We start from the raw sequence: 24897 nt of genomic DNA, 5'->3' as shown, positions 1-24897 counted from the left end.
TGACGATGCGTCGAGTACCCGCACGCCATGGCCCGTTGGCCTGGCTGAGACGGCCGGTGCGACGGGCGACCACCGCACTGGCCGTCCTCGCCCTGGCCGGTACGGCACTGACGGCCACCGGAACCGCGGCCGCCGCCCCGCAGGCGTGGACCCCGAAGCCCTCGCCGATGACCACACCGTGGACGAACCAGGTCCCCACCGACCACCCCCTGCCGGAGTATCCGCGCCCGCAACTCACCCGCCCCGACTGGGCCAACCTCAACGGCATCTGGGACTTCGCGGTCACCCCGGCCGACGCCGGTCAGCCCGCCTCGTTCACCGAGCAGATCCGGGTCCCGTTCGTCGCGGAGTCCGCGCTCTCCGGCATCCAGCGCAAGATCACACAGAACTGGTCCGCAAGCACATCAAGGTGGAGCCGCAACGCTGGTTCTACTGGGCCGACCGGCTCGGCCTGCTGGTCTGGCAGGACATGCCGTCCATGGACCTGCGCACCCCCGACAGCGCGGCCCGCGTCCAGTGGGAGGCCGCGTACGACCGCGTGATCGACCAGCACCGCAGCTCGTCCTCCCTGGTGGTGTGTGTCAAACCAGAACGAGGGCTGGTGCCAGTACGACCAGGCCCGCATCGCGAACGAGGTCAAGGCCTACGACCCCTCCCGGCTCGTCGACAACATGAGCGGTATCAATTGCTGCGGCGCGGTCGATGGCGGCAACGGAGACCTCCTCGACCACCATGTCTACGTCGGCCCCGGCACCACCGTGCCCAGTCCCACCCGAGCCGCCGTGCCCGGCGAGTTCGACGGACTGGGGTACAAGGTCCCGGGCCATGAGTGATATCCCGGCGGCGGCTTCAGCGCTGAGGACCAGCCGGACCTCGCCCACCTGAACAACCGGTTCGTCGGCCTCCTGGACGCCATCCGCGAGGTGCGCATGCTCCGCGGCCTGTCCGCGTCCGTCTACACCGAGATCACCGACGTGGAGAACGAGGCCAACGGCCTGCTCACCTATGACCGCCAAGTCGTGAAGGTCGACGAGGCCAGGGTCCGGGCCGCCAACCGCGCGCTGATCGACGCCTCCCAGGGCTCGACCACCCCGGTCACCCTGCCCACCGGCCAGTACCGGTCCCTGCGCGTGACGACGCCCGGCTATACCGACCGGTATGTGCGGCACAGGGACGGCGCGGTCTTCACGGAGGTCGTCGGCAGCGGCAGCGACGCCCTGGTGAAGAACGACGCGACTTGGAAGATCGTCCCCGGCCTGGCCAACAACACCTGCTACCGGGATTCATTCGCAGTGCATCGGGTTCAGCCCGGTGGTGAAGCGCATGTCGTGCCTGCGGCGCGGAGCGTCGCGGTGTCGTTCCGGCGGAGCCGGACAGTGCGGTCACCGGCGAGGGGGAGGCGGGGAACGAGTGTTCCCGATTACGGCGGGTGTGGTTCGTTCGTACGATCTTCGCATGCAGCTTCGGTTCGCCTTCAGGTTGTACCCGGAGCCCGGTCAACGCTCAGCGCTGGCAAGGGCGTTCGGGTGCGCCCGCGTCGTGTTCAACGACGCGGTGCGTGCCCGGGAGGACGCCCGCAGGGCCGGGCGGCCGTTCCCCAGGGCCGGGGAGCTGTCCCGCGCCCTGATCACCGAGGCCAAACGGACGAGCGAGCGGTCCTGGCTGGGTGAGGTGTCCGCAGTCGTGCTCCAGCAGTCCCTGCGCGACGCCGAGACGGCCTACCGCAACTTCTTCGCCTCACTCAAAGGCACACGCAAGGGGCCGAAGGCGGGTGCGCCGCGGTACAAGTCCCGCAAGGATGCCCGGCAGTCGATCCGGTTCACTGCCAACGCCCGCTGGAACATCACCGACGGCGGCCGGCTGAACCTGCCGAAGATCGGTGCGGTGAAGGTGAAGTGGTCCCGCACCCTGCCCGCCACGCCCTCGTCCGTCACCGTGATCAAGGACGCGGCAGGACGGTACTTCGCCTCCTTCGTCATCGACACCGACCCGGCAGCCGACGCCGCACGGATGCCCGGAACCGACCGCACCATCGGCATCGATCTCGGCCTGACCCACTTCGCGGTCCTCTCCGACGGCACGAAGATCGACTCTCCGCGCTTCCTGCGGCGCGCGGAGAAGAAACTGAAGAAGGCCCAGCGGGAGCTGTCCCGCAAACAGAAGGGATCGAAGAACCGCGAGAAAGCCCGCGTGAAGGTCGCCCGCGCCCACGCCAAGGTCGCTGATGCACGCCGTGAGTTCCACCACCAGCTCTCCACGAGGCTGATCTCCGAGAACCAAGGGATCGCCGTGGAGGACCTGTCGGTGGCGGGACTGGCGCGCATCAGGCTGGCCAGGTCGGTGCATGATGCGGGCTGGGCCCAGTTCGTCAGCATGCTGGAGTACAAGGCGAAGCGGTATGCACGGACCCTGGTCCAGGTCGGCCGGTTCGAGCCCACCAGTCAGGTGTGTTCCGCCTGCGGTCGCCGTGACGGTCCCAAGCCCCTGCATGTGCGGGAGCGGACCTGCGCGGCCTGCGGCACGGTCCACGACCGGGACCACAATGCCGCAATGAATGTGAGATCGGCCGCCGGACTGGCGGTGACGGCCTGTGGAGTGCAGGTAAGACCAGAACCTGTTCTGGCACAGCACGATGAAGCAGGAAGCCTTGGAAGCCCGCGCGATGCCGGTGCCGCGTAGCGGCACAGCACCGAGCGAGCAGGCCAGAATCTCCCTCCTTCAGGACTCCGTTGGGAAATCGACGAAGCGGGCTCCTGGGGTCGGTTATGCCGCGAGGGTGAGTCGTGCGAGGTGGGGGACGCGGGTGGTGCCGAGTGGGGTGTCGTTCAGCCAGGCGTCGACGCGGGTGAGGTTGAGGGCGGTGGCGGAGAGGATGTTCGCGAGGTGGGTTTTGCTCTGGCCTCGGTAGGGGGTGCGTCGCAGGTGGGTGCGGCGGACGGCCTGGGAAATGGTGCCCTCCACCCCGGCTCGCACGTCGTAGCGTTCTTTCCATGCCTCGGTCTGCTGCTCAGCGCGTCGTTCTTCGAGGATCTGCTGCTGCTCGCGGGGCAGCAGGGTCAGGCTGCGGCCCCATTTGCCGTTGGCTGCCTTGGTGCACCTCGGTCTCAGCGGGCAAGGATCGCAGTCGGCGAGCGCGAAGTGCACCCGGACGAGCGGGGTCCCGCTGGCCTTGCGCTGCTGGGACCAGCTGACGCTGGAGGCTCCCTGGGGGCAGGTGACCTTCCGAGCGTCCCAGTCCGTGGTGAAGGCGGCCTGGGTCAGGTGTGGTGCCTGCGGGTCACGTTCGTTGTGGTGGGTATCTGCGCCGACGGGTCCGACCAGGTCGATGCCGTGGTCCTCACGTGCGGCCAGGATGTGGGCGGCGGTGACGTATCCGGCGTCCACCACATGCTCGCGCGGCCCAAGCCCGCGTCCGGCCAGGCGCTGGTGGATTGTTGTGGTGACCTCGGTGTCGTTGACGGTGGCGTTGGTGGTCTCCACGTTCGTGATCAGGTGCGGTGTGGTTGGCTCGCAGGTCTCGCTCAGGTGGACCTTGTATCCGCACCAGCCCGCCCCGCGCTTGATGCCGTAGTGGGCGTCGGTGTCATACGGCGAGGACAGCCTGTCTCTGGCCGGCGGGAGGTCCTTGCCCTCCCGCCAGCGCACCCCCTGCCCGTCCCGGTGATACTGCTCTGCCCAGGCCCGGCGCAGGACACGGACTGCGGGGACCTCACCCAGCCAGGCCAGAGCGGTCGGCCCATCAATGGCGTCCAGGAGAGCGAACCCGTCCCGGCCGACCCGCTCGGCCCATTCCCGGCGGACGTTCTCCCCCTTCGGGAAACGGTAGTTGTCGACCTTGTTCCCATATCGCTCCACCCACGCGGAGCTGATCAACGGCGCCAGCCAGTCCGGGGCTGCCGCGGCCAGCGCCTCCAGCGCCGCCCGAAGCGTCTCGCCGACGAACTCCATCCGGTTCAGCGTGCGCACCGCGGCCAGCACATGAGTGGAGTCGGTCCGCTGCCGACCGCCGGCCCTCAGCAGCGCGGCCTGTGAGAGCCGGGCCAGCATCGCCTCCAGGACCCGCTCTTCCAGCCCGTGCATGATCAGACGGGAGCGGAAATCCCCCAGGACGGTGAAGTCGAACCCCGGATCATCCAGCTCCAGCCCCAGCAAAAACTTCCAGTCCATTCTGGCCCGCACCTGGTCAGCGGCCTGCCGGTCGGACAGACCCTCGGCATACTGCAGCACCGACACCAGAGCCAGAGCTCCCGGCGAGATCGCGGGCCGGCCTCGGTCGGGGAAGGCGGCGGCGAAATCTTCATCCGTGAACAGCACACCGAGCGCCTCACGAATCCGGATGGCCAAGGTCCCCTTCGGGAACGAGGCCCGCACCACCCGAGCCGTCAGCTCAGGCACCCCGTCATCCGACCGCGACTCCAACGACATCCCGCCCCCATCCCGCCAACGACCATAGCCATCAACAAGACGAACGACACGGCCCCGCCCGAATCACGACTTTCCCAACGGAGTCCTTCAGGACGGAGAGCAAGTCAAAGCTTCGAATCGCGGAACTACCCCGGCGAGTATCTGCGCCACCGCGACTACCGCGTCTACAAGGAGTCCGGCAACACCGACCTGTTCCGCGCCGATGCCACCTTCTGCGCGGTCCGCGGCGCGAACGGCGGCATCCGGCTGTCCGCGTACAACTTCCCCGAGCAGTATCTGCGCCACTACAACGCCGAGTTGTGGCTGACGACCCCCGGCGGTACGCACACCTACGACAACCCCGCCCTGTTCACCGAGGACACGACCTGGTCGGTGGAGGCGCCCTGGGCTCCGTGAGCCCGAACCTTCCTGGTGACAAATGCGGCCCCGGTGGCGGGAGTTGACCTCCCGCCACCGGGGCCGTTCCGTACGAGACGAAGGGTCAGGGCTTCTCGTCGCCGTAGAGGCCGCCCACCTCCTCAGAGGTGAGCGCCTTGTCGAAGGCGTGGACCTCGTCGACGGCGCCGTTCCAGAAGTCGACGTTCGAGCCGTCCCAATGCGCCCGGCCCACGGTCAGGGAGCCGGTGCTCGGGTAGGCGGGGCCGCCGGTGGTGGTTGCTGCGAGCTCGCCGTCGACGTAGAGCCGGATCTGGTTGCTCGTGGCGTCCCGGACGCCGACGAGGTGGTACCAGCGGCCGGTCTCGACGGTGGTCGGCACCTGGGCGCGACGCTCGCCGGGGGTGCTGAAGGCGAAGGCGCCGTGTCCGTACTGGAGGTAGAAGGAGTTGGCGGTGGCGCGGGAGTCCTGGCTGACCGCGGTGGCGTAGTTGCCCGGGAGCTGGTCCAGGCGGACCCAGGCGGCCACCGAGTAGCTGCCCGCGGTGTCGATCACCGGTCCGGCGGTCTCGGCGTACTGCTTCTGGCCGTCGAACTTCAGCGCGGTGCCGTGGACTCCGGGGATCCAGGAAGAGCCCTCGCGAAGGGTGAGGGGTTGGTCGTTGGGGCCCTCGTCCTTCGCGGTCGTGCCCGCGCCGTCATCGAGCTTCCAGTGCCCGCCGCCCGTGAGCGGCTTCTGGGTGCCCGCGGCGGCTCCGGCGGCGATCACCTTGCGGTTGATGTCCCGTACGCGGACCGGGTCGACCTTGATGTCGCGACGGTCGTACGTGTAGAGGCCGTTGAGTTCGTTCTCCAGGTCGGTGATCTGGGTGTACACCGATCCGGACAGCTCGGCGCCGGCCTGGGCGAGATAGAACTGCTCCGTGTTCTCCACGTACTTGCGGGTCAGCTCCTCCTTCGTGGTGACACCGCTGTAGATCACGGTCGGGGCGCCCGGCCACATATGGCCCGGGGTGCGCAGAGTGAAGCCGCCGTGCTCGCCGTCCATGGCGGCCCGTGTCTCGTCGGGGAAGGCGGGGTCGGTGTTGTTGTAGTCGTGGTGGTCGATGATGTCGCCCTTGCCCGAATCACCCTTGGAGTTGCAGCAGTTGACTCCGCTGTGCGCGTTGACGACGCGGGACGGGTCCTGGGTCTGCACCGACTCGGTGATCCGGCCGGTCTCCTCGCGGTTCCACTCGCCCCAGCCCTCGTTGAAGACGATCCAGCCGATGACGGACGGCGAGTTGTGGTGCTGCCGCATCATCTCCTTGCCCTGGTCGACGAAGGCCTTCTGGCCGGTCTCGTCGGTGATGTTGCCGGAGACGAAGTCCTGCCAGACCAGCAGGCCCAGTTTGTCGGCGTGGTAGAACCAGCGGGCCGGTTCCACCTTGATGTGCTTGCGGACGGCGTTGAAGCCGAGCTTCTTGTGGGCCTTGAGGTCGAAGGCGAGGGCTTCGTCGCTGGGCGCGGTGTACAGACCGTCGGGCCAGAAGCCCTGGTCCAGGGTGGCGAGGGAGAAGACCGGCTTGCCGTTGAGGACGAGCTTGTTGAAGCCGCCGACCTTCTCGATGCCGACCTCGCGCATGCCGAAGTAGCTGCCGACCCGGTCGGTGGTCCCGCCGTCGGTGAGCTTCACGTCGAGGTCGTAGAGGTAGGGGTCGTCCGGCGTCCACAGGTGCTGCTTGGCCACGGGCAGGGTGAGTTGCTTGTCGGCCGCTCCGCTGACCCGGCCGACGATGTTGCCGCGGGCGTCGCGGGCCACGGCCTCGACACGGGCGGTGGGGGAGGCGTCGTCGGAGCCGACCTTCACGGCGAGCGTGCCGGTGTCGATGTCGGGCGTGGCAACGATGTCGTCGATCGAGGCGGCGGCGACGGGCTCCATCCACACGGTCTGCCAGATGCCGGAGGTCTGGGTGTAGAAGATGCCGCCCGGGTTCGTGGACTGCTTGCCCATGGGCTGGTTGGCACCGCCGGTGTCGGTCACCGCGACCACGATCTCCTGCGGACCTGTGCCCTTGAGCGCGTCGGTGATGTCCGCGCTGAAGGCGTTGTAGCCGCCGGTGTGTTCGGCGACCTTCGTGCCGTTGACATAGACAGTGGCCCGGTAGTCCACGGCACCGAAGTTGAGCTTGAGCCGGTTGGCCCGGTCGCTCTTGCCCACCTTCCAGCTCGCCGGGACCTCGACGAGCCTGCGGTAGAACATGTGGTCCTCGTGCCGTTCGAGGCCCGAGAGTTGGGACTCGACGGGGAACGGCACGATGATCTTCTCGTCGAGGCTCTTGCCGAAGACCGGTTGCTCGCCCGCCTCGGCGGCGCTGAACTGCCAAGGGCCGTTGAGGTTCTTCCAGTTGGCGCGCACCTGCTGCGGGCGCGGGTACTCCGGCAGCGGATGCTGCTTGTCGAGTGCGTCTCCCCACTGGGTGGTGAGGCGGTGAGTGGAGGCGTTCTCGGCGTACCGGATGACCTTGGGCACGCTCTCGCCGCCGACCGTGAGGCCGCCCGCTCCGTCGTAGGAGACCCTGACGAGCTGGTTCTTCTGGATCGGCTCGGAGAGGGCGACGAGGAGGGACGAGGTGTCCCCGGGGTAGGGGGCGACCGATCCGATGGGCATCGCGGTCGTATCGGCCTCGATCTTCAGATGGTCCTTGACCGCCTGGAGGTTGCCGACGCGGCCGTCGAAGCGCAGGCGCAGCCGCTTGCCGTCCGCGGCGACGGTCGGTTCGACCGGGTACACCTCGAAGTCGGCCGGCGGGGTGAACGCCGACATCGGCACGAGCTGCTTGGGAAGTGTCGGTGTCGACCAGCGCAGGAACATGTTGGCTCCGCCGGTGTCCTGGAACATCTCCAGGCGGAAGTCGTGCGGCTCACCGGCCGTCAGCCGTACGGCGGCGCTGGTCTGCTCCCGGTCCCAGTCGCCGACCCAGTGGTCGATGACGGGCTCGCCGTCGATGTACAGGCGGAAGCCGTTGTCGCCGATGGCGTGGAAGGTGTAGTCGCCGGTGGCGGGCGCCGTGAGCTGTCCCGTCCAGCGCGCGGTGGTGTGTTCCGTCCGGCCGGTCAACTCCTCGAAGGTGCTGGTCAGTCCGGAGAAGTTGATCTGAGGGTCGAGGAGGGTGCCGCCCAGCTCCGCGAAGTCGCGTGCGCCGGGCGCGGACATGCTGAAGTACTCGCCCTTCAGGCCGTGCGTCTGGACGGCGGCCTCAGCGGCGGAGGGTGCGGTTGCGGTGCTGGGCTGCTCCGCGGCGGTCGCGGTGGGCATCAGCCCCATCGGGGGGAGGGTGAGGGCGGCTGCGGCGAGCAGCGCCCACATTCTGGCTCTCGGGCGGGTGCGGTGTCGTGTCATGGAACCTTTCCTCGTGCAGAGGCCGCGACCGGGTGGGGGTGGCCGGCACGACCTTTTCAACGTTGGAAATCCTGCGACAGCGGTATGACAACACGGCCTCAGGAAGCTGTCCAGACCTCTCGCGCCGTCAACCGGCGCTCGGCACTCGCTAGTTCGTGGCGGCCCCGCCGATGTCGTCCGCGCGGCTCACGAACCGCAGGGCACGGTCGGTCACCCGGTACAGGAACTCACCCGAGTCCTCGCCCGTTTCGAAGAACTGGTCGTCGAGGTCATAGCTGGCCCTGCGGGTGATGCCCTGCCAGGGGCGGCGCAGGAGTTCGGAGCGGAGGATGGTCCGGACCTCGTCGCCCGCGGCGGTCAGACCGTACGCGATGAAGCGGACGGCGTCGTACGCCTCGGCCGCCCAGGGCGCGGGGGCGGCGCCGAAGCGGGCGCGGTGGGAGGCGGTGAACGCCTTGATACGGGGGTCGGCGACGGGGTCCGTGTACCCCGTGCCGATCATCCAGCCGTCTCCGGCCGCGAGGAACCGGGCGCCGAGCACGTGCTCGTCCGCCACGCACGGTCCGCGGTACCCCGCTCGGCGCAGGGCGCGCGCACAGGCGGCGGCGCGGTCGGGACGTATGCCCGCGAAGAAGACCGCGTCGTCGCCGCGGTCGGCGATCCGTCGGGCCGTCCTGTCGAAGCCCTGGCCCGGGGCGACGTCCTCGAGCCGGGAGTCGCCGCTGAGCTTCCTGTGCACGGTGACGATGCGGACCGTGGGGAGGGTCGCGTCTTCGTCGGTCAGATCGTGGACCACCGCGGTGCGCGCGGGTTTCACCACCCGGTTCAGATACTGCAGGATCGCCGGAGGCCCCGCGGTCTTCGTGGACCGGAGCAGCAGCGTGGTGGTGACGTTGACGTTGTTGAGTTCGCTGCTGTCGGCCCGGGTGACCAAGTGGGCCACCCCGGCCTGCATACAAGCCACCATCACCGCGGGGGCGGTCGTGTTGGTACCGGCGCCGATCACCACGACCAGGCCCGGGTTGGCAGCCAGTGTCCCGGCCGCCGCGGTGGCTGTCTTCGCGGTGCCGCCGTCGTCGGCGGTGCGCAGGACCAGGTCGAAGGCGCGTCCCGCGACGGCGTTGTGCTCGCTCACCGCCAGCCGGGCGCCGCGCTCATGCGCCGTGAACACCGAGTCGGACCGGTCACCGAGGAGCCCGATCACGTGCCGGGGCAGGTTCCCGGAACCGGTGGTGCCGTTCGGGTCGGAGCGGCCCCAGCGCCACCAACTGCCCACACCGATCGTGCCGACACCGAGGACCGCGCCACCGGCGGCCAGCACCCGGCGGCGGGTCGTCGGAGCGCTCGGCGCCGGCTCGGCGGTCTGCGTCAGGGCATCCGCCACATCGGCCACCCGGGCCCCGTCGGTGACCGTGCCCTGCGGCACCGGCAGGTCCAACACCCGCGCCGCACGCGCCGCCACCAGCGCGGGCAGCCCCTCCGGCAGCCAGTTCCGCTCGTCGAACGGGCCCAGGAACTCCTGGAGTTCGCCGACCTGCGGCCGCTGCTCCGGCTGCTTCGACAGACACCGCCGTACGATCCCGGCGAGCGCCTCGGGTACGCCGTCCAGGTCGGGTTCCTCGTGCACCGTGCGGTACAGGACGCCGGCCGCGCCGCCGGTGCCGAAGACGGGGCGGCCGGTGGCGGCGTGAGCCAGGACGCAGCCCAGCGAGAAGACGTCGCTCGGCGGACCGACCGTGCGACCGCGCGCCTGCTCGGGCGAGAGATAGCCGGGGGAGCCGATGACCGACCCGTCGGTGGTCAGGGCGGTCACCCCGACCGCGCGGGCGATGCCGAAGTCGATCAGACGGGGACCGTCGGCGGCCAGCAGGATGTTGGCGGGCTTCACATCCCGGTGCACCAGACCGCACCCGTGGACCTCCTCCAGTGCCTCGGCCAACGCGGCACCCAGGCAGCGCAGTTGAGCCGTCGGCCAGGGCCCGTGCCGGACGATGGCCTCGGCGAGGGAGGGTCCCGGCACATAGGCCGTGGCCAGCCACGGGGAGCGGGCCTCGGCGTCGGCCGCGAGGACGGGCACGGTCCAGCGGCCGCCGAGCCGAGCCGCGAGTTCCGTCTCGCGCCGGAAACGGGCCCGGAACCCGGGGTCATCGGCATGCTCGGCGCGGATCGACTTCAGGGCGCACCAGGTGCCGAGCGGGGAGCGCGCCAGGTACACCACGCCCATCCCGCCCGCGCCGAGCCGGGCCGCCAGCCGGTACTCGCCGATCACCGACGGATCGGACGGCAGCAGCCGATCCACGGCACACCCCCCATCTGACTGGCTGAAGCGACGACCCCGACTCAGCCTTCAGCATTCCCCGCGTTCCGGAGATCGGCCAGCGAACCGACTTGCCGGAAGCGCCCGTTGTGCACTTCGTGCACATACGTATTGCCCAGCCAGCCCTCCTCGGAGAGGGGGAAGTTGTTGTATGCGCCGAAGGTGTAAGTCCGGTCGATGCCCTGGTACTTGACCTTCGCCAGCCGTTCGCTGAGCGCGGCCCGCTTCGGCCGGGCACCCGCCCGCGCGGGCACCGTGCGCGCGAACTCGCCGAGCAGCAGACGAACCGAGTCGTACGCCTCCATGGCATAGGGTTCCGGGGCGGCGCCGTAGCTCTTGCGCCAGGCGGCGGTGAACTCCTGGGCCGCCTTGGTGGTGAGGGCGGACGGATCGGCCACGGCGTTGACGACGTACCAGCCCTCACCCGCGGCTCCCGCGCGCTCGGGGAAGTCCGTGCCATAAAGCAGACCCTGCATCCAGCGCGGGCCGTCGAAGCCGGCCGCGGCCAGCTGGCGGGCCGCGGCGACGGTGGCGTCCATCGGGCCGAGGTAGGCGAAGGCGCCCACCTCACTGGCGAGCAGCGCGCGCACCGCGTCGGGACCGTCGCCGGTCTCCTCGGCCACGACCTTGGGCACCACCTCGACACCCTGGCTCCGCCACTGCTGCACGAGCAGACCCGTCTGGTCCTGGATGGTGGTGCCACCGGAGCGGTCCAGGACCACACCGATACGCACCAACTGGTTGGTGAGCAGGGCGTGCAGCGCGATCCAGCCACCGATCCCGATGTGCGCCACGCCGGTCTGGAAGGACGCCTTGGGTGAGGTCACGAAGTAGTCCTGCTGGCCCGTCGTGCTCGACACATGCGTCAACCCGGCCTGGCCGTAGATCTTCGCCGCCGACCGCATCGGGAGTTCGGCGACGGGCCCGAGGACGGCCACCACGTCCCGGTCCGCGGTGAACCGGCTCGCCACGCCCTGGGCGCTGGCCGCGTCGCCCCGGTCCCGAAGGACCCGTACCTTCAGGTCGTACGCGCGATTGCGGACGGCGTTGTGCTGGGCGACGGCGAGCCGGGCGGCGCGTTCGCTGACCCGGCTGACGAGCGCCGTGTCCTCGGTGGCATGCACGCCCAGGACGTACACGGGCCGGGACGGGCCGGGCTCCTTGTCCTTGTCGCGGGTCGCGAGCAGCGCCGCGGCGGTCCCGCCCGACGCCGCGAGCAGCAACGCCCCACCGGCCAGCAGCAGTCGGCGCCTGTTCGGGCGCTGATCCTCCGGGGGCGTGTCCTGAGTGGGTGCCGTGGCGGACTCGTCGAGGTGCGTCGGCTCGATCTCGGGCAGCGCGAGGCCCTCGGCGGACCGCGCGGCGATCATGCGCGCGACCGGGTCGGGGAGTCGAAGGGTGCCGTCCGGCTCGTCCTCGGCCAGCAGATCCCGCAACTCTTCGGCGGTGGGCCGGTCTTCCGGCTCCTTGGCGAGACAGCGGGCCACGAGGGTCCGGGAGTCGTCGTCGATGCCGTCGAGGTCGGGTTCGTCGTGGACGGTGCGGTACAGCAGGGCCTCGGGTGCTCCGCTGCCGAAGGGCGGGCGGCCGGTCAGGGCGTAGGCGAGGACGCCGCCGAGCGAGAAGATGTCGCTCGCCGCGGTGGCCGTCTGTCCGCGTGCCTGTTCGGGGGAGAGGAAGCCGGGGCTGCCGACGACCATGCCGGAAGCCGTCAGCGCCGTATCGTCCTCGGACCGCGCCACCCCGAAGTCGATCAGCCGGGGTCCGTCCAGGGCGAGGAGCACGTTGGCGGGCTTGACGTCCCGGTGGACGAGCCCGGCCGCGTGCAGATCCGCGAGGGCCTCGGCCAGCCGCCGCCCGAGCGAGCGTGCCGTGGCGGCGGGCAGCGGGCCGTGTTCCGCCACTGCCTCGACGAGGGAGGGGCCGGGGACGAACGCGGTCGCCAGCCAGGGCTCGTCGGCTTCCGCGTCCGCGGCGAGCACGGGCACCACCCAGCGGCTGCTCACTCGCCTCGCCAGATCGGCCTCGCGCCCGAACCGTGCGCGGAAGTCCTGGTCATCCGTGCTCTCACCGCGGATCACCTTGACCGCGGCGAGGGTGCCTTCGTCGTCGCGCCCGAGGTAGACCACGCCCATGCCGCCCGCGCCGAGCCGCCGCAGCAGCCGGAATCCGGCGATACGGGAGGGGTCGGTGGGGCTCAGCGGCTCACTCATCGCGTGCCCTCCGCCTGGTCGTCGCCGGTACTGTCCTTGCCGCCGGCGCCGTCCGGTGCCCGGTTGCCGCCGATGCTGTCGATCTCGGCGGCCGTGTACACGACTCCCTGCGCCACGTCCGAGGCGATCGCACTCGCCTCCTCCTTGCTGTGGCCCGCCCCGATCCGGTCCGTCGCGGCCACGGTGACCGGACCGAGCCGGTACTTGAACCAGTCGAAGGGCAGCGCGTCCTTCGTGCCGTCGTGGCGGAACTGCCCGCTCTCGACGAGATCGTCGTCGGTGACGCCGTTGCGCGCCTCGGAGAACGGATCCGCTCGCGAGTACAGCCCGATCACCCGCTCGGTGGCGTTCAGCTGCTGGTCCGGGCAGCGCAGCGCCTCCTCCAAGGACACGGCCATGTCCCGGCGGGCGGCCGTGGTGTCCTCGTGCACGGTGATCGTCAGGGAGACCTGCACCGGCCCCTTGCCCTCGCCGCCCGGAAGTTCAAACTTTCGGGTGAGACTGGCCAGCGCCGTGCTGGGCAGCGACTGCCGCTGCCACACGCACTCCTCGTCGAGCACGGCCCATTCGTCGGGATCACTCTCGTACGGCTGCGCCTTGCGGAACCCGGCACCGAAATGGTCCGGCGGTGTGCTGAGCCCTTGCACGAACGCGATGGCCTCGGCCCGGGTCCGGGGCGCGTGCTCTTCGAGCATGGTGTACGGCTCGTCCTCGGCCGCCGAGGCTTCGGAGGACGACGGACTGGCCTCTTTTGATCCGTCCGCCCCGTTCGCGCTCCGCGCCGGACCTGTTGGCTTCTCCTCGGCGGAATCCTCGTCCGCCCCACTCGTGCACCCGGCGAGCAACAGGGTCCCCACCATCGCCACAACCGGTCTCCACTCGGTCATCCGCATGGGAGGAAGTCTTCCGCATCACATCTGGGTCGAACGCCAACTCGACGGGTCTGGAACGCAGTTGGCACATTGCAACCGTGAGGCACCCGGAGTGTGTGGGCGCCTCACGGCTTCCGTCGACCTGTTTCAGATGTCGACCTACTTCAGATAGGGGCCCTCGGTGCCGATCCGGCCGGAGCCGTTGAGCACGTACACCCGTAGATTGCCCTTTCCGGGTGCGGCGACGGTGAGGGTGCCGCCGGTGACCTGGCGGACGTCGCCGGTGACGGCGTCCACGTAACGGCCGTCCGGGATGCCGGTGAAGGTGGCCCCGTCGGTGACCGCGACCAGCGCGAAGCTGTCCGTCGAGCCGCTGGTGTAGCGGCGCTTGAAGGCCATGCCGCCGGAGATGCCCTCGGTGGAGTACTGGCCCATCTGGAGGGCGGGGATCGCCCGGCGGATCTGGTTCAGCCGCTGCACATGCTTGACCAGTGGCTTGTCCAGCGTTGTCGCGACGGCGCCGTCGGCGGACGCCACCTTCGAGAAGTCGGCCGCCGTCACGTCACCCGCGAGGTGGTCGCCGTAGTAGGCGCGCCCGGTGGTCGCGAGCGGGCAACCGGGCCCGCAGTCGATCTTCTTGCCGGCCTGGAACTCGATCTCGGAGCCGTAGTAGAGCGTGGGGATGCCGCGGAACGTCCACATCAGGGACATGTTCTCCGCCCACGCGTCCGTGCCGCCGGTGTAGCGCTCGCTGGACTTGTTGGGGCCGTAGTCGTGGCTGTCGACGTAGACGACGTTGAAGGTGGCGTCGTTGTAACTGTCGTCCGAGTCCTTGCCGTTGGAGAAGGCGTTGTGCGCGTCACCGAAGTTCATGTGCATCCGCATGTCGATGACGTTCATGCCGGAGAACTTCGAGTGGTCCGGGGTGTGGTAACTGTTCCCCTGGAGGAAGGCGTTGGTGGAGGTGGGCTGGTTGCCGGTGCCCAACTGCTGCTCGTAGTCGTACATCTCCAGCGCGGCCTTGGCGTCGTCGGCGTCGTACTCCTTGCGCTCCTTCCAGGTGTAGAACTGCGCGGAGTGGTTGACCGAGCCGCGGTTCCACTTGTCGTTGACGAAGGCGGCGACCTCGCCGAAGACGAAGAAGTTCCTGGCCGCCTCGGCGCCGAACCTCTGGGTGACGCGCTCCTGGATGGCGGGCAGGAAGCGCCGGTTCCAGGTGGTGCGCGGGATGTGTACGGCCGTGTCGACCCGGAAGCCGTCGACGCCCATGTCGATGTACTTGTCGTAGGCGCCGATCAGGTAGTTCTGCACGGCCGCGTTCTCGGTGTTGAAGTCGGCAAGGTCCTCGTGCAGCCAGCACGAACGGGAGTCCTCGCCCTCCCAGTTGCCGATCCATCACCGGTGGTAGAGCGCGCTCGGGAACATGCCGGAAGTGGGGCTCGGCCACTGGCAGTTGTACAGCGTGTAGCCCTCGGCGCTCTTGCCGCCGGTCGGCTTGCCCCAGTTGAGGCAGGTGTTGCCGGTCGGCTCGGCCGTCGACCACAGGTCGCCGTTGTAGTACGACTTGCCGCTCTTGGTCTCGACGGTCAGGCCGTCGTACTCGAAGCCGTCGTTCTTCTCGTCGTAGTACCAGCTCCACTCCGAGTCACGGACGCCGTACACGGTCGGTGTGAACAGCCCCTTGGCGCCCCAGCGGGAGGAGTGGTTGTAGACGACGTCCTGGTAGATCTTCATGCCCTTGGCATGGGCCGCGTTGATCAGGTCCTGGTAGGAGGCGCCGGCGGACTCCAGGCGGGGGTCGACCTTGTAGAAGTCGTAGCCGTGATAGCCGTGGTAGTCGTAATCGGAGCGGTTGAGGACGACCGGGGTGATCCACACGGCGGAGAAGCCGAGGGCCTTGATGTAGTCGAGCTTCTGGACCAGGCCCTTGAAGTCGCCGCGGAACATGGGGTCGTTGTTGGCCGCGTTGCCCGACTTCACATGCTGGCTGCCGCCGCGGTTGTTGGAACTGTCACCGTCGTTGAAGCGGGCGGTGAGGACGAAGTAGATGGGGTCCTTGCGCGGGTCGGTGCCCAGCGGGGTACCGGCCGCCGGAGCGTCGGGCTTCTCACCGGTCGTGACCTGGGCGGGAGTCGAGGCGGCGGAGACGTTGCCGGCCGCGTCCACGGCCTTGACCGTGTACGTGTACTCGGTCTTCCCCTCCAGGTTGGTGTCGGTGAAGACGGTCGAGCCGGTGTCCGTGACGGTCGTGCCGTTGCTTCCGCCCGTCCGGGTGACCTGGTACTTGGCGACACCCTTGTTGTCGGTCGACGGCTCCCAGGTCAGGACGACCGAGACCCCGTCGGCGCTCGCGCTGACCTCGGTGGGTGCGGTGGGGGCTTCGGTGTCTGGTTCCTCGGCGGCGCAGGGGTCGGCGGTGTCGTGGACGACGGTGCGGTTCTTGACCGTGCTGGTGCCGGTGGCGATCGTGTAGTCGGCGCCGTTGTTGTTGTCCCAGGTGCCGTTGCCGTTGTTGAACGCGGCCTTCAGGGAGGTCGCCGAGCCCAGGGCGAGGGTCTGCTTCCACCACCCGGGACAGGCGGCCTGCATGCCGATGCCGGGGACGGTGGTCCAACTGCCGCCCGCGGGCTGGTAGTGGATGTTCGCCGTCGACCAGCCGAGCGCCTCGGTCGAGTAGTAGACGGTGGCCGTGTTGTCGGACGGAGTCCCGGTGTCGGCACAGGGGTCGGAATGGGCGACGACCCCGTCCTTGACAGTGATGTTCCCCGTGCCCAGGGCGTAGTTGACGCCGCCGTTGTTGTCCCAGGTGCCGCTGCCGTTGTTGAAGGTGGCCTGGAGACCGCTCGCCGATCCCAGGTCCACCGTCTTCTTGACCCAGTCCGTACAGGCCGCCTCCATCGCGACGCCCGGGACCGTGGTCCAGGAGCCGCCGTCCGGGGCGTAATGCAGGTTGTACTGGGACCAGTTCCTGGTCTTCGTGTAATAGAACACCGTCGCCGTGTTCGCCGCCGAGTCCGCGACCGGTTCCACATCCGTTGCGGCTGCTTGCGGCACGGCTTGCACCAGGCTCAGCAGCGAGCCCGTTATGAGCATCGCCGTCAGCGGCCGTCTCAGCCGCCGGGCGTGACTGCGTTTCATGAGACTCCCTCGTCAGCACACCGCGCCAGAAGGAGGTGACCCGCACACACTGGCGCAAGAACCGTCAGAAAATTGCTGCAAGCGCTTGCGAGGCTGGAAGTTACCGCTGTATGAAGCCGACGTAAAGAGACCTCACCAAGCTTTTCCGGCACGCCAGTTGGCCGTACGGCAGTGCGGCACGGCGAGTGGTCACAGGCTCCTGAGCAGGTCGTCCAGGGGAGCGGGCACCTCGTCGAGGTCCACGGCTTCGACGAGCAAGGTCCCGTAACGGATCTTGCGGCCCTTCTTCGTCCCGAGGAAGCGCCGCAACTGCTGTTGCCGTGAACGGCCGTGCTGGGCGGGCTGACGCGCGAAGGTCTGCCAGGCGCGCGCTTCGCCCTCCGCCTGGATGATCTCCTCGACTCTTGCCTCGCCCAGCGCGCGGATGAACTCGTCCTCCAGGTCCGCCACGCAGACGAAGACGTTCCGGAGCGGTGCGCTCGCCCGGTCGAAGGCGCGGTCGAAGTAGGGCCGTTCGCGCTCGTCGCACAGCCCCGCCAACTCCAGCCCGAGGCCCGTCCGCCCGAGGACCCCGGCGTAGCGGCCGACGTTCATGGCCCCTCCCATCGAGACCACGTACACGCCCTCGGCGGCCAGATCCCTGCCCTGCCGGGCCGTCAGCGCCTGGAGCGCCGCGACGTCACTGAGGCCTTCCAGCAGCACCACCGTCCGCACCTCCAGCCCTACGGCCAGCTCCCTCAGCGGCCCGCTGGAACCGCCGGCCGCCCAGCGAGTGATCTCGTCCTGGAAGGTGCGCGGGTTGCCCATGAGGCGAGTCTGCACTTCCGCCGACGCCATGGCACGCGATATTCGGCGTCGGTCAACGGCTCACTGGGCGAGGGAGGGGGCGAAGAGACCGGACAGCCGGTTGCAGTGTTCGGCCAGTATGTCTGCGAACTCCCGCGCCCGCTCCGCCGTCCAGCGGGCCGACGGCCCCGATACGGCCACCGAGGCGGCCGGTTGCCCCGCAGGTGTCAGTACTGGCGCGGCGATGCCGGTCAGCCCGGGATGGTTGGCGCCCTCGGACAGGGCGTACCCCTGTGCCCGCACGGCGCCGAGTTCGCGGTCGATCTCGGAGGTGTCCGCGTGCTCCGACGCCCGCTTGAGGAGTGCGGAAGCCTCGCGGGCGGGCAGGTGGGCGAGGATGGCCTGGCCGCTGCACCCGCGGTGCAGAGGTGTGGCGGAGCCCAGTCGTGCGGCTCTGCGCAGGTCGTGGCTGCTCTCCACGCCTAGGACCAAAATCGCCTCGTCGCCCGCGCGCAGGTGCAGGGTCGCGGTCTCGCCGGACAGCCCGGCGAGCGCCTGGAGCGTCGGCCGGGCCTCGACGAACACGTCGGCGCGTGGCATGACTTGGGCCGCGAGGGCCATGAGCTGTGTCCCGATGCGGTAACCGCCGGATTCCGCGCGCGTGAGGTAGGACTCCTCCTGAAGAACCCGCAGCAAGCGGTAGGCCGTCGGCTTGCTCAGCCCCATGGTGTCGGCGAGCTCTTGCAGCCCGACCGGCGACCGGGACGCGGCCACGGCCTCGATCAGCCGCAGAGCTCTTCTCGCGGTGTTCCCGCCCTGGGTCTCGGTCATGGCAGCACCCCTCGCGGTCTCATAGTTTCGTGGACCTCATTCACTATCTAAAACGCTAGATCAGCGTCGGTCCCGTCCGCAAGCAATCGTCAGTCCTCATTCCCGCCCCTTGACGAGGGCGGACACCCCTGTCACCCTCGGGCCCCCAAAATGAAACCCAGGTTACAGATAATGAAACCGGATGTAACAATGGCAGACATATCGGGCCCTCCGCCGTCCGTCATCAACGGCCCAGGCATCGCAGGCGCCCCCGACCCGCAGCACGTGCAAGCCGTCGTGGCGAAGCGCCTCGACGGACTGCCCGTCACCCGATGGCATCGCCGTGTGCTCGCCGTCGTCGGTCTCGGCTCCTTCTTCAACTTCTTCGAGGTCGCCCTCAGCAGCCTCCTCGTCCCCCTGCTGCCGGCCGCCTGGGTCGTGACCACAACTGACAAGTCCCTGCTGATCAGCGCCACTTTCGCGGGTGAACTGCTCGGAGCGGTCGCGCTGTCCGGGCTGGCCGACCGCATCGGACGGCGCCGGATGTTCCAGATCAACCTCGTCGCCTACGCGGTTCTCTCCGTCGCGGCCGCCTGCGCCCAGGGGCCGACCCAGCTGATCGTGCTGCGTTTCCTCCTCGGAATCGGCCTCGGCGCCGAACTCGCCCTGGTCGACACCTATCTCACCGAACTCATGCCCGCCGCCCGACGAGGGCGGATGCTCGCGACGGCCTACGCGCTCGGCATGCTGGCGGTACCCGTGGCCGGAGTGCTCGCCGCCAGGCTTCCGCACTCCCTGGCCAGCGTCTCCAGTTGGCGCTGGCTGATGGTGCTGGCCGGGGCGGGCGCCCTCTGCGTCTACCTGCTGCGCCGCAACCTGCCCGAATCGCCCCGATGGCTCGCCGCGCACAGGCCGACCGAGGCCCTGGCCGCAGTGGAACGGATCGAGGAGACCGCGGGCCTGCCGGTCACCGCCGTCTTCCCGGCCGCCCCGGCTCTGGGGCTCGGGAACCAGGAAGGCGGCGAGCGCCCGAAGCTCTGGGGTTCCGCCCTGCGAAAGCGCACCTTCCTGGTGTGCCTGATGGAGACGCTGGGGCCCGTCGGCTTCTACGGCTTCGCCTCGATCGCCCCGCTGGTATTGCTGCACAAAGGCTTCACCGTCGTCGATTCGCTGACGTACCTGGCCATGACGGCGATCGGCTACCCGCTCGGCTGCTACGTCCTGATGCACCTGGCCGAGCGGATCCAGCGCAGGACCCTGGTCATCGCTTCATCGCTCCTGGTCGCGGTCGCGGGCACGGTGTTCGGGCTGGGCGATTCCGTCTGGGTGATCATCCCGGCCGGACTGCTCACCACCCTGATGAGCGTCATCAACGCCACCGTCTCGCGGGCCTACGGCGCCGAACTCTTCCCCACCGCCGTGCGCAACACCGCGCTGGGCCGGACGTACTCGCTCTCCCGTCTGGTGGCCGCGATCCTGCCGTTCTGCACCCTGCCCGTCCTTGAGCATCTGGGTGCGGGCGCGGTCTATGTGGGCTGCGCGAGCCTCATCGCGCTGATGAGCCTGGCGGTCGCCGCACTCGGACCGAGGACCAACGCGGTCGCGCTCGAGGGCATCTAGCGGCGGATCATCCGGCCGCCCCGTCCACCGACAGCAGCCGGTGGAAGTCGGCGCGTCCCTCGGTGCGGTGCTCCGCGAGCAGACGCAGAGCCAGCGGGACGTCGCCCGCCTCGAAGGCGGTGACGATCCCCTCGTGCTCGCGGAGGACGGCCTCGCCCCGGGCCGCGTCACCCGCGGCGGCAGCCCGGCGGTAGGCCAGCGCGCGGTGCGGTTCGAGCGCTTCCCACAGCTGCCGGATGAACTTCAGCAGCCATTCGTTGTCACAGCGATCGAGGAGAGCGAAGTGGAACTGCTTGTTGGTCGCGATCGCGGCCTGGGCGTCGGCGCCCCTGACCGCGGCACGCTGCGCCTCCAGGGCGGCGCGCATGGTGACGACATCCTCGGGCCGCAGCCGTTCTGAGGCGTTGGCCTCGGCTTCTGTCTCCAGAAGCTCCCGGATGCGGAAGATCCCGTCCACGCTCTGCGGCGTCAGCTCGGTCACCGTGTAACCGCGCTGCGGCACATACCGCACGATCCCCTCGCCGGCCAGGGTCTTCAGCGCTTCCCGTACGGGGATCACGCTCAGCCCCAGTTCCTGGGCGGCGGTCGTCTGCCGGATCGGGGTGCCCGGCGGCAGGTCCCCGCGGACGATCGCGTCGCGAAGCTCGGCCAGAGCCACGGCCTCGGCGGTGCGGGGGAGGGATGTTCGTTTGAGGGCCACGGCGACATGTTAGGCCAGGCATTCGACAGAACTAGATGTTATAAATTCTAATGTGGATCCCTGGAGGACCCAGGTACATCCGGCACCCGCCCCGGGTGCCCACTGATGGAGGTGAGCTCGGTGCCCGCACCGACACCCACGACAGACCGTCCCCCCACCGCTCCCGACGGCCCCACCGGCCGGCTCGCGACGTGGCTGGCGGACACCACGCTGGACCGGATCCCCGCCCAGGTCCGGGAGCGAGCCGCACACCTCGTGCTCGACGGCCTCGGCTGCGCACTGATCGGAGCCCAGCTCCCCTGGTCACGCACGGCCGCAGAGGCGGTCCTCGCGATGGAGGGGGCGGGCGAGACCCCCGTGATCGGTTGGGGCCGCACCACCAGCGCCCCGGCGGCCGCCGTCCTCAACGGCACGTTCATCCAGGGCTTCGAGCTCGACGACTACTTCCCCCGGGCCCCGCTGCACAGCGCCTCGCTCGTGCTGCCCGCCCTGCTGTCCACGGCCTCGCACACCGCAGCCGTCTCCGGAGCCGACTTCCTGCGGGCCGCCGTCCTCGGATTCGAAGTAGGCCCCCGGGTCGGCTTCGCCCTCAACGGGCCCGAGATGCTCGCGCGCGGCTGGCATTCCGGCTCCGTGTTCGGCACTCACGCCGCAGCTGCCGCCGCCGCAGCTCTGCGGGGCCTGGACGCGGCCGGTTTCGAGGACGCCCTGGGTCTCGCCGGAACACAGTCCGCGGGACTGATGGCAGCCCAGTACGAAGCGATGTCCAAACGTATGCACCACGGCTTCGCCTCCCGCAACGGCTACTACGCCGCGGGCCTGGCCGAGGCCGGCTACACCGGCATCAAGAGGGTCTTCGAGCGCCCCTACGGCGGTTTCCTCGCCACCTTCGGCGAAGGCCACCACCCCGACGCCGCCCAGATCACCAAGGACCTGGGCGTGGTGTGGAACACCGAGAAGATCACCGTCAAGATCCACGCGGCCATGGGCGGGCTCCACCCCGCCATCGACGCGGCCCTCGCGCTCGCGGCCGAGCACCACCTGTCGGCCGACAGCGTCGAGCGCATCCGGATCGACATCCCCGAAGCCATCTACCACCACGGCTGGTGGGTTCCCGAACGACCGCTGACGACCATCGGCGCCCAGATGAACATCGGCTACGCCGTCGCCGTGGCCCTCCTCGACGGCCACGTCCGGCCCGAACAGTTCCACGACGCGCGCATCGACGCCGACGACACCTGGAAGCTGATCGCCCGTACCGAGGTCCACCTCGACAACGACACCAAGGACCCCGCCTGGCCCGAGCCCGGCTACAACACCCGCGTCACGCTGACCGTGCGGGGCGGCACGACCGTCGCACGATCGCTGAACCAGCCGCACGGGGGGCCCGACGACCCCCTGACCAACGCCGAGATCCGCGACAAGTACCGGGCACTGACCGCCCGCGTGATCGACCCCGCACGCTCGGCCGAGATCGAGCGGCTCGTGCTGGACCTCGAAGCCCAGGACAGCATCACCGACCTCGTCGACCTCCTCGCCGCCCCCGTGCGCGGCGCCCTCGACTGACCCCCCAGGGAAGCACCATGACCACCACCGCAGGATCCAGGCTTCGCGCCCTCCTCGCCGACGGCGAACTCATCACCGCGCCCGGCGTCTTCGACGGGCTGTCCGCCGCACTCGTCGCCCGCACCGGCTTCAAGGCCGGATACCTCACCGGCGCGGGCGTCGCCGTGGCCGGCTACGGCCTGCCCGACATCGGACTCCTGACCCAGACCGAGATGACCGAACGGGCCCGCGTCGTCGTCGAAGCGCTCGGTGACGTCCCCCTCATAGCCGACGCGGACACCGGCTACGGCGCACCCATGAACGTCGTCCGCACCCTGCGCGCCTACGAGAAGGCCGGCGTCGCCGCCATCCAACTGGAAGACCAGGCCTTCCCCAAGAAATGCGGGCACCTGCCCGACAAGGAACTCATCAGCGCCGACGAGTTCACCGTCAAGCTGACCGCGGCACTCGACGCCCGCACCGACCCCGACCTGCTGGTCATCGCCCGCACCGACGCCCGCGCACCGCTCGGTATCGACGAAGCCATCGACCGGGCCAACCACTATGCCGAGGTCGGCGCGGACGTCATCTTCGTCGAAGCACCCGAGAACCTCGACGAGATCGAGCGGATCGCCCGCTCGGTCCAGGCGCCGCTGCTCATCAACATGGTTCAGGGCGGGCTCACCCCCGACACCGCCCCCGACAAGCTCGCCGCCCTCGGCTACCGGATCGCCATCCACCCCGGCGCCCTCCTCGCCCCCTACGTCCTGCACGGCCTGGACGCCCTCGGCCGCCTCGGCGGCACGATGCCCGACGTCACCGCCGGGCCCCAGGGCCTGTTCGAGCTCGTCGGCCTGCGCGAGTGGTCCGCGGTCGGTGAGCGCTACCGCGACAACACCAAGGACGGTGCCTGATGGGCATGACCATGATCGAGAAGATCCTCGCCCGCAAAGCGGGCCTGGACCAGGTCGGGCCGGGCGACACCGTGGTCTGCGACGTCGACATGACCGTCATGATCGACCTCCAGTTCGCCACGAGCTGGGTCCAGCCCATGAAGATCAACGACCCTCACAAGGTCGCCGTCATCATGGACCACGCCGTACCGGCGCCTTCCGTGCACGACGCCCTCGGCGGCACCCACGCACGGGCCTTCGCCCGCGACTTCGGCATCGAGAAGTTCTACGACGTCGGCCGGCACGGCATCTGCCACCAGGTCATCGCCGAGAACGGCCTGGCCCGCCCGGGCGAGATCCTCGCCTGCACCGACTCCCACACCTGCGCGGGCGGCGCCTACAACACCGCGGCCCGCGGCCTCGGACCGGCAGAGGTCTACTCGATCCTGTGCACCGGCAGGACCTGGTTCCAGATCGCGCCCACCATCCGCTACGAATTCACCGGCACCAAGCCCGCCCACGTCTCCGGCAAGGACATCTTCCTGCACATCGCCGGCACCTACGGCGACGCCACCAACAGCAACCTCGAATACGGCGGACCCGGCCTGGCGTCCGTCCCGATGAACGACCGGCGCACCATCGCCACCCAAGGCGCCGAGATATCCGCGGACTTCTCCACCTTCCCGATCGACGATCTCGCCCGTGACTTCCTCGCCGCCCACGGCGCCCCCGAAGGCACCTACCAGGCCGCCGCCCCGGACCCCGACGCGACCTATGCGGCAGTGCGCACCGTCGACCTGTCCCGGCTCGAGCCCTACGTCGCCCGCCCCGGCACGGTCAGCCACAACGCTCTGCCGGTCTCCGCGATCGAGCGGCGCCCGGTCAACCAGTGCTTCATCGGCTCCTGTGCCAACGGCCAGTTGGAAGATCTGCGGATCGCGGCCGAGATCGTACGCGGCCACAAGGTCGCGCCCGGGGTCCGTCTCCTGGTCACCCCCGCCTCCCAGCGGGTCTACGCGGACGCGCTGAAGGCCGGATACCTCCAGGACCTGACCGACGCCGGAGCCGTCGTCACCAACTCCACCTGCGGCGCCTGCTTCGGCTACCACATGGGCCTGCTCGCCCCTGGAGAGGTCTGTCTGACCTCCTCCACCCGCAACTTCACCGGCCGCATGGGCAGTCCCGAAGCGGAGATCTACATGGCCTCGCCCGCCACGGTCGCCGCCTCCGCCCTGGCCGGACACGTCACCGACCCGCGAGGAGCGAGGAACTGATGGACACCCACCTCACCGGCCACGTCTGGGTCGTCGGCGACTCCGTCACGACGGACGCCATGTACCCGGCCTTCGCCATGAAACTGCCGGTACCCGAAGCCGCTCGGCACATCTTCTACGAGCTGCGACCCGGCTGGACCGACGAGGTACAGCCGGGAGACATCGTGGTGGCCGGACGCAACTTCGGCCTGGGCTCCTCGCGCCCGGTGGCCGCGCTCTTCCGGGAACTCGGCGTTGCCGCACTCGTCGCGGAGGAGTTCAACTCACTCTTCCTGCGCAACTGCATCAACCACGGACTCCCCGCGCTCACCGTTCCCGGAGTCGCCGAGGCCTTCCGGGACGGCGACCTCATGCACCTGGACGTCGCTGAAGGCTGGGTCGAGAACGACGCCTCCGGCGCCCGCCTCCAGGGCGGAGCCCTGCCCCCGCTTGTCCTGGAGATCCTCGCCGCGGGCGGCATCCTCCCCAAACTCGCCCGCGAAGGCTACGTACCCGTCCCGACCTGAGCCCGACGGCGGGGGCCGGGTATCGGCCCCCGCCCGCACAC

The 24897-nt window shown here is 69.5% G+C and carries 14 protein-coding genes and 3 pseudogenes; 8 read left to right on the top strand and 9 right to left on the bottom strand.

The window, feature by feature from the left end; all coding sequences use genetic code 11:
• Positions 1–5: 5 nt before the first annotated feature.
• Together BN159_RS43625 and BN159_RS03075 are read left to right on the top strand one after the other, a co-directional pair.
• Positions 6–1277: pseudogene (locus BN159_RS43625) on the top strand (AbfB domain-containing protein); the annotation flags it as partial.
• Between the two features lie 178 nt (positions 1278–1455).
• Complete coding sequence (locus BN159_RS03075) at positions 1456–2679, top strand: RNA-guided endonuclease InsQ/TnpB family protein (protein WP_041818775.1); 1224 nt, start codon at positions 1456–1458, stop codon at positions 2677–2679.
• Positions 2680–2763: 84 nt separating this feature from the next.
• On the opposite strand, the gene BN159_RS03070 is transcribed toward BN159_RS03075, so the two are convergent.
• Positions 2764–4425, bottom strand: a complete 1662-nt coding sequence (locus BN159_RS03070) for an IS1182 family transposase (RefSeq protein ID WP_015655013.1) — start codon at positions 4423–4425, stop codon at positions 2764–2766.
• Between the two features lie 108 nt (positions 4426–4533).
• Between BN159_RS03070 and BN159_RS43620 the strand changes: the two are divergent.
• Positions 4534–4821: pseudogene (locus BN159_RS43620) on the top strand (AbfB domain-containing protein); the annotation flags it as partial.
• A gap of 85 nt (positions 4822–4906) precedes the next feature.
• Here BN159_RS43620 and BN159_RS03065 read toward each other — a convergent pair.
• From BN159_RS03065 to BN159_RS03035, 7 genes and pseudogenes are all read right to left on the bottom strand, one after another.
• Positions 4907–8182, bottom strand: a complete 3276-nt coding sequence (locus BN159_RS03065; protein WP_015655431.1) for a glycoside hydrolase family 2 — start codon at positions 8180–8182, stop codon at positions 4907–4909.
• 148 nt (positions 8183–8330) lie between these two features.
• Positions 8331–10481, bottom strand: a complete 2151-nt coding sequence (locus BN159_RS03060; protein ID WP_015655430.1) for a bifunctional serine/threonine-protein kinase/ABC transporter substrate-binding protein — start codon at positions 10479–10481, stop codon at positions 8331–8333.
• Positions 10482–10522: 41 nt separating this feature from the next.
• On the bottom strand, positions 10523–12712 hold the full coding sequence (locus BN159_RS03055) for a bifunctional serine/threonine-protein kinase/ABC transporter substrate-binding protein (RefSeq protein WP_015655429.1): 2190 nt from the start codon (positions 12710–12712) through the stop codon (positions 10523–10525).
• On the bottom strand, positions 12709–13605 hold the full coding sequence (locus BN159_RS03050; RefSeq protein WP_015655428.1) for a hypothetical protein: 897 nt from the start codon (positions 13603–13605) through the stop codon (positions 12709–12711). The genes BN159_RS03055 and BN159_RS03050 overlap by 4 nt, the downstream gene beginning before the upstream one ends.
• Positions 13606–13743: 138 nt before the next feature.
• A pseudogene (locus BN159_RS03045) lies at positions 13744–16677 on the bottom strand (carbohydrate binding domain-containing protein).
• A 234-nt stretch (positions 16678–16911) separates the two neighbouring features.
• Positions 16912–17529, bottom strand: coding sequence for a TOPRIM nucleotidyl transferase/hydrolase domain-containing protein (locus BN159_RS03040; RefSeq protein ID WP_041820699.1), 618 nt, complete (start codon positions 17527–17529; stop codon positions 16912–16914).
• A gap of 60 nt (positions 17530–17589) precedes the next feature.
• A complete protein-coding gene (locus BN159_RS03035) occupies positions 17590–18339 on the bottom strand; it encodes an IclR family transcriptional regulator (RefSeq protein ID WP_015655424.1) in 750 nt (249 codons plus the stop codon).
• A gap of 189 nt (positions 18340–18528) precedes the next feature.
• Here BN159_RS03035 and BN159_RS03030 point away from each other — a divergent pair, with 189 nt between their 5' ends.
• Positions 18529–19938 (top strand): MFS transporter, encoded by a 1410-nt coding sequence (locus BN159_RS03030; protein WP_015655423.1) that lies wholly within the window; start codon positions 18529–18531, stop codon positions 19936–19938.
• Between the two features lie 7 nt (positions 19939–19945).
• Here BN159_RS03030 and BN159_RS03025 read toward each other — a convergent pair whose 3' ends face one another.
• Entirely contained in the window at positions 19946–20638 is a 693-nt protein-coding gene (locus BN159_RS03025; RefSeq protein WP_015655422.1) for a GntR family transcriptional regulator, read from the bottom strand.
• A 120-nt stretch (positions 20639–20758) separates the two neighbouring features.
• Between BN159_RS03025 and BN159_RS03020 the strand changes: the two genes are divergently transcribed.
• Genes BN159_RS03020 through BN159_RS03005 form a run of 4 tightly spaced genes read left to right on the top strand, consistent with a single transcriptional unit; the run spans position 20759 to position 24856 of the window.
• Positions 20759–22204 carry an MmgE/PrpD family protein gene (locus BN159_RS03020; RefSeq protein WP_015655421.1) on the top strand — a complete coding sequence of 482 codons (1446 nt, stop codon included), beginning with the start codon at positions 20759–20761 and terminating at the stop codon, positions 22202–22204.
• Between the two features lie 17 nt (positions 22205–22221).
• Complete coding sequence (locus BN159_RS03015; RefSeq protein WP_015655420.1) at positions 22222–23097, top strand: isocitrate lyase/PEP mutase family protein; 876 nt, start codon at positions 22222–22224, stop codon at positions 23095–23097.
• Positions 23097–24350 (top strand): 3-isopropylmalate dehydratase large subunit, encoded by a 1254-nt coding sequence (locus BN159_RS03010; protein ID WP_015655419.1) that lies wholly within the window; start codon positions 23097–23099, stop codon positions 24348–24350. The genes BN159_RS03015 and BN159_RS03010 overlap by 1 nt, the downstream gene beginning before the upstream one ends.
• Positions 24350–24856: a LeuD/DmdB family oxidoreductase small subunit gene (locus BN159_RS03005; protein ID WP_015655418.1), complete on the top strand. Its 507-nt coding sequence runs from the start codon at positions 24350–24352 to the stop codon at positions 24854–24856. The genes BN159_RS03010 and BN159_RS03005 overlap by 1 nt, the downstream gene beginning before the upstream one ends.
• Positions 24857–24897: the final 41 nt, after the last annotated feature.

It is taken from the genome of Streptomyces davaonensis JCM 4913 (assembly GCF_000349325.1).
GTDB classification, from domain to species: domain Bacteria; phylum Actinomycetota; class Actinomycetes; order Streptomycetales; family Streptomycetaceae; genus Streptomyces; species Streptomyces davaonensis.
Note: the sequence above shows the minus strand (reverse complement) of the source record. Positions and strands in the feature narration are given on the sequence as shown.